The organism is Streptomyces capoamus (genome assembly GCF_014654935.1).
Classification (GTDB): domain Bacteria; phylum Actinomycetota; class Actinomycetes; order Streptomycetales; family Streptomycetaceae; genus Streptomyces; species Streptomyces capoamus.
In genome coordinates, this window is record NZ_BNBF01000028.1 from 14,453 (window position 1) to 19,640 (window position 5,188).

5 protein-coding genes are annotated in these 5,188 nt (G+C 73.6%); 2 read left to right on the forward strand and 3 right to left on the reverse strand.

Annotated features, from left to right (window positions below; translation table 11 throughout):
• Positions 1-956, forward strand: a 956-nt coding sequence (locus IE312_RS42800) for a glycerol-3-phosphate dehydrogenase/oxidase (protein WP_229900696.1), incomplete at its 5' end; no start/stop codon positions are given.
• Between the two features lie 377 nt (positions 957-1,333).
• On the forward strand, positions 1,334-2,263 hold the full coding sequence (locus IE312_RS32220) for a PAC2 family protein (protein ID WP_189985791.1): 930 nt from the start codon (positions 1,334-1,336) through the stop codon (positions 2,261-2,263).
• 302 nt (positions 2,264-2,565) lie between these two features.
• Here the strand turns inward: IE312_RS32220 and mshC are convergent, their stop codons facing one another.
• The 3 genes from mshC to IE312_RS32235 all read right to left on the reverse strand — a co-directional run.
• A complete protein-coding gene (gene mshC / locus IE312_RS32225) occupies positions 2,566-3,795 on the reverse strand; it encodes a cysteine--1-D-myo-inosityl 2-amino-2-deoxy-alpha-D-glucopyranoside ligase (RefSeq protein ID WP_189985792.1) in 1,230 nt (409 codons plus the stop codon).
• A 93-nt stretch (positions 3,796-3,888) separates the two neighbouring features.
• The gene (locus tag IE312_RS32230) at positions 3,889-4,713 is read right to left on the reverse strand and encodes an SCO1664 family protein (protein ID WP_189985793.1); all 825 of its coding nucleotides are present in this window, start codon (positions 4,711-4,713) and stop codon (positions 3,889-3,891) included.
• Positions 4,677-5,188, reverse strand: a 512-nt coding sequence (locus IE312_RS32235) for a DUF3090 family protein (protein WP_229900697.1), incomplete at its 5' end; no start/stop codon positions are given. The genes IE312_RS32230 and IE312_RS32235, both read right to left, overlap by 37 nt.

The following is a 5,188-nucleotide window of genomic DNA, read 5'->3' on the forward strand; positions in this document are numbered from 1 at the left end:
TCACCGGCGCCGACCTCAAGGACCGCACCTCCGGCGACGAGTTCGGCGTCAACGCCCGGCTGGTGCTGAACGCGACCGGCCCCTGGGTCGATCACCTGCGCAGGATGGAGGACCCGAACGCGGCGCCGTCCATCCGCCTGTCCAAGGGCGCGCACCTGGTCCTGAAGCGCACCTCGCCGTGGAAGGCCGCGCTGGCGACCCCCATCGACAAGTACCGCATCACCTTCGCCCTCCCCTGGGAGGACATGCTGCTGCTCGGCACCACCGACGAGGAGTACGAGGGCGACCCGGCGGACGTCTCGGTCAACGAGAAGGACATAGCCCAGATCCTGGACGAGGCCGCGTTCTCCGTCCGGGACCAGCAGCTCCAGCGCGACCTGGTGACCTACGCGTTCGCCGGTCTGCGGGTGCTGCCGGGCGGCCCCGGCGACACCGCCAAGGCCAAGCGCGAGACGGTCGTGACCGAGGGCAAGGGCGGCATGCTGTCCGTCGCGGGCGGCAAGTGGACCACCTTCCGGCACATCGGCCGCACGGTCATGCAGAAGCTGGAGGCGCTGCCGGGCCACCCGCTCGGCGACGACTTCGAGCCGATCTCCTCGCTGCCGAAGAAGCTGCCGCTGCCGGGTGTCGCCAACCCGCGCGCGGTCGCCCACCGGCTGCTGGTGGACGGCCCGGCGCCCGGCTCGCGCATGGCGGCGGACACGGCGAAGCACCTGGCCACCCACTACGGCTCCCTGGCCTTCGACATCGCCCGCATGGCGAACGAGAACCCGGAGCTGGCCGAGCGCGTCCACCCCGACGCCCCGGAGATCTGGGCGCAGGTCGTCTGGGCCCGTGACCACGAGTGGGCCGAGACGCCGGACGACGTGCTGCGCCGCCGTACCACGCTGACCATCCGGGGCCTGGCCACGGACGAGGTCCGCGCGAAGGTCCAGGAGCTGCTGGACCGGAAGTAGACCCGCGCGGCGGCCGGTATCCCCGACCGGACCGTCCGCCGCCGGCACGTCCGGACCCCGCCGCACCGGGTCCGGGCCACGGGAAGGGGCGGCTCCACGCCGATGGAGCCGCCCCTTCCGCCTGTCCCGCACCCGCACCTCGGCGCGGTCCAACCGGACGCGCTGTCGGCCCGGTTGGCCGCGCCGGGCGCGGATCCGGCTCAGGCCGCCCGGGAGGACGGGGCCGGCCGCACGCTCCGTGAGGCTGCTCACGCGTGTTCCCCGGGGGCGAACGGGGCAGTGATCCGTTCACTCCCCCACAAGGGGGCTGCGGGCGCCCCCGCCGGACGCCGTAAGGTTGGTGAGTCAGGCGAGGGCACGTCGGAAGGAGGCACTGGGTGATCGAGCTGGAGGGGGTTCCCGAGCTGATCGACCCAGTCATGGTGGCAGCGTTCGAGGGCTGGAACGATGCCGGTGACGCCGCCTCCACGGCGGTCGCGCACCTGGAACGCGAGTGGAAGGGCGAGGTGTTCGCGGCGCTGGACGCCGAGGACTACTACGACTTCCAGGTGAACCGGCCCACGGTGTTCATGGACGGCGGCGTGCGCAAGATCACGTGGCCGACGACGAGGTTGTCCGTGGTCCGCGTCGGCGGTGCGAAGCCGCGCGACCTGGTGCTGGTCCGGGGCATCGAGCCGTCCATGCGCTGGCGGTCGTTCTGCAACGAGCTGCTGGGCTTCGCGCACGAGCTGGGTGTGGAGCTGGTGGTGATCCTGGGCGCCCTGCTCGGTGACACCCCGCACACGCGGCCGGTCCCGGTCAGCGGGGTCACGTCCGACCCGGACCTGGCCCGCCGGATGGACCTGGAGGAGACCAAGTACGAGGGCCCGACGGGCATCGTCGGCGTCCTGCAGGAGGCGTGCACGCACGCCGGCGTCCCGGCGGTGTCGCTGTGGGCGGCCGTACCGCACTACGTCTCCCAGCCGCCCAACCCGAAGGCGACGCTGGCGCTGCTGAACCGGCTGGAGGACCTGCTCGACATCCGGGTCCCGCAGGGCGAGCTGCCCGAGGACGCGCGGGCCTGGCAGGTGGGCGTGGACCAGCTGGCCGCGGAGGACAGCGAGGTCGCCGAGTACGTGCAGACGCTGGAGGAGGCCCGGGACACCGCGGAGCTGCCGGAGGCCTCCGGGGAAGCGATCGCGCGGGAGTTCGAGCGGTATCTGCGGCGGCGGGACGTGGGCCCTCCGGGCGGCAAGCCGAGGCCTCCGGCCGGCGGTGGCGGCGCGGGCGGGTCCAGGGAGGACGACGAGGACGGCCCGGAGAACTGACCGGGGCCGCGGAGGTCTCGGCACACGGAGAAGGGGCGGTTCCCGTTTCAGGGGAACCGCCCCTTCCGTGTGGGGGCGGCTCCCGTGTGGGGTAACCGCCCCTTCCGTGGGTGGGCGGCTCCCGTGTGAGGAAGCGCCCCGCCGTGTGGGGGGCGCTACCCGAGTGGGGGGAGGGCGCCCCTTCCGTGTGGTGCCGGCGTGCTAGGGGGCGCCGCGACCGGCCGTCGAGCGGCCGGCGGCCCGTCCTCGCGGGCCGCTCGGTTCCCCGCGCCCCTGCGCGGCGCCCGGCGATGCCCTCCCGCTCAGAGAGCCACGCCCAGCAGTGCGTCCACGGCCCGCGTCACCAGGCCCGGCGCGCCGGTGTCGGTGCCGCCTTCCGCCTCCTGGCGGGCCGCCCAGCGGTCCACCGCCGCGAGAGCGGCCGGGGCGTCCAGGTCGTTCGCCAGGGCCTCGCGGACCTCGTCCACGAGGGCGTCGGCGGAGGGCCCGTCGGGGCGGGAGACCGCCGCGCGCCAGCGGGCGAGGCGGGTGACGGCGTCCTGGAGGACCTGGTCGGTCCACTCCCAGTCGGCGCGGTAGTGGTGGGAGAGCAGGGCCAGGCGGATGGCGGCCGGGTCGACGCCGTCCCGCCGGAGCCGGGAGACGAAGACGAGGTTGCCCTTGGACTTGGACATCTTCTCGCCGTTGAGGGCGACCATCCCGGCGTGGACGTAGGCCTTGGCCATGGGGAACTCGCCGGTGAGCACCTGGGCGTGCGAGGCACCCATCTCGTGGTGCGGGAAGGCGAGGTCGGAGCCGCCGCCCTGGACGTCGAAGCCCATGCCGAGGTGGTCCAGGGCGATGGCCACGCACTCGATGTGCCAGCCGGGCCGCCCCCGGCCGAGGGTGCCGCCGTCCCAGCTGGGCTCGCCCGCACGGGCCGCCAGCCACAGGATCGGGTCCAGCGGGTTCTTCTTGCCCGGGCGGTCCGGGTCGCCGCCGCGCTCGGCGGACAGCAGCCGCATGGCGGCGGCGTCCAGGTTCGAGACCTCGCCGAAGTGCGGGTCGGACTCGACGGAGAAGTAGATGTCGCCGTCCAGCTCGTAGGCCGCGCCGAGTTCGCGCAGCCGCTCCACGAGCGGGACGATGCCGGGTATGGCCTCGACGGCGCCTATGTACTGCCGGGGCGGGAGCATCCGCAGGGCGGTCATGTCCTCGCGGAAGAGCGCCGTCTCCTTCTCGGCCAGGGCGACCCAGTCGACGCCGTCCCGCTCCGCCCGCTCCAGCAGCGGATCGTCGACGTCGGTGACGTTCTGGACGTAGTGAACCTGCCGCTTGGTGTCGAGCCACACGCGCTGCACGAGGTCGAACGCGTTGTAGGTCGCCGCGTGACCCATGTGGGTCGCGTCGTACGGCGTGATGCCGCAGACGTAGATACGGGCGACGGGACCGGGGTCGAGGATAACCGTACCGCCGGTCGCGGTGTCGTGGATCCTCAGGTCGCGGCCCTGACCAGGCAGGGCGGGGACCTCGGAAGCGGGCCAGGCATGCATGTACATGAGCCTAACCGGCGCCGAGCTGCGGATACGAACGGGATCGGGCCGGATGGCCGGTTTCGCGGTCTTGTACCTCGGCGCCGAATGTGCTTACACGGGCGGCCAGGGGATGGCGGGCCACTCCCCGCCCGGCTCCGGGTGCAGACCGGAGGTGAGCATCGCCTCGACCCGCGCGCGCGTGGCGTCGATCTCGGCCGCCGTGATCAGGGCGGCCAGCCGCCGGCCCAGTTCCCCCTCCAGGCCGTCCCGCAGCCCCTTGAGGACGTCGACGGCCTCCGGGGTGAGGGGTTCGCCCGCCCAGCCCCACAGCAGCGTGCGCAGCTTGTCCTCGACGTTGAAGGTGACCCCGTGGTCGATGCCGTAGAGCCGGCCGTCGGCGGTGGGCAGCAGGTGACCGCCCTTGCGGTCGGCGTTGTTGATCACCGCGTCCAGCACGGCGAGCCGCCGCAGCCGCTCGTCGTCGGCGTGCACCAGCAGCGCGGTGCGGCCCTCGCCGACCTCGGCGAAGCCGATCGCCTTCCAGCCAGGCTCCGGCTCCTCGGCGTCCACCAGGGCGAGCAGCTCCGCCTCGGCGTGCACGTCGATCCACAGCTGGCACATGCCCTCGCCGTACGGCCCCTCGCGCAGCACGGTGGGCGGCACCAGCCCCCAGCCGGTGGCCTCGGAGACCTCGTAGGCGGCCACCTCGCGGCCCGCGAGGGTGCCGTCGGGGAAGTCCCACAGCGGGCGTTCCCCGGCCACCGGCTTGTACACGCAGGACGCTTCGCGGCCGTCCAGGGCGACCGTGCAGAACAGGGCGGCGTTGGACGCCTCGCGGATCCGGCCGCGCACGGTCAGCTCACCCCGGGCGAGCAGCCCGGCGGGGTCGGGACCGGCCGTCACGCTCCGCGGCGGTATCCGTTCTGGCGCGGACATACGTGTCCTTCCGGATCGAGCGGGAGGCTGCACAGCGGGCACGGTGGCCGCCCGGCGTTGACGATGTCGAGGGCGCGCTTGGCGAAGGCCCGGGCCTGCGCGCCGGTCAGCCGGACCCGCAGCATCGGGGGTCCGTTCTCCTCGTCCTGGAGCAGCCGCTCCTCGGCCTCCGCGAGGTCCTCCTCGGTGTCGGCGTCCAGCTCCACCAGGGCCTGGGCCTCGACGATCATGCGCTGTTCCTCGCCGTCCCAGGCGAGCGCCATGGTGCCGACGCGGAACTCCTCCTCGATGGGGGTGTCGAGCGGGGCGGTGTCCGTGACCTCGGAGGGCGCCACGGCGGGGACGGGGGCGCTGCCGCCACTACGCCGGACGACCTCGTCCAGCAGTTCTTCCATGCGCTCGGCGAGCGCGGCGACCTGGGTCTTCTCCAGGACCACGCTGGTCACCCGGGGGCCCGCGATGGCCTGGAGGAAGA

Coding starts and splice junctions, on each gene's coding strand:
- IE312_RS32230 (WP_189985793.1), bottom strand. CDS start 4,713: ATGTCCGCGCCAGAACGGATACCGCCGCGGAGCGTGACGGCCGGTCCC.
- mshC (WP_189985792.1), bottom strand. CDS start 3,795: ATGCATGCCTGGCCCGCTTCCGAGGTCCCCGCCCTGCCTGGTCAGGGC.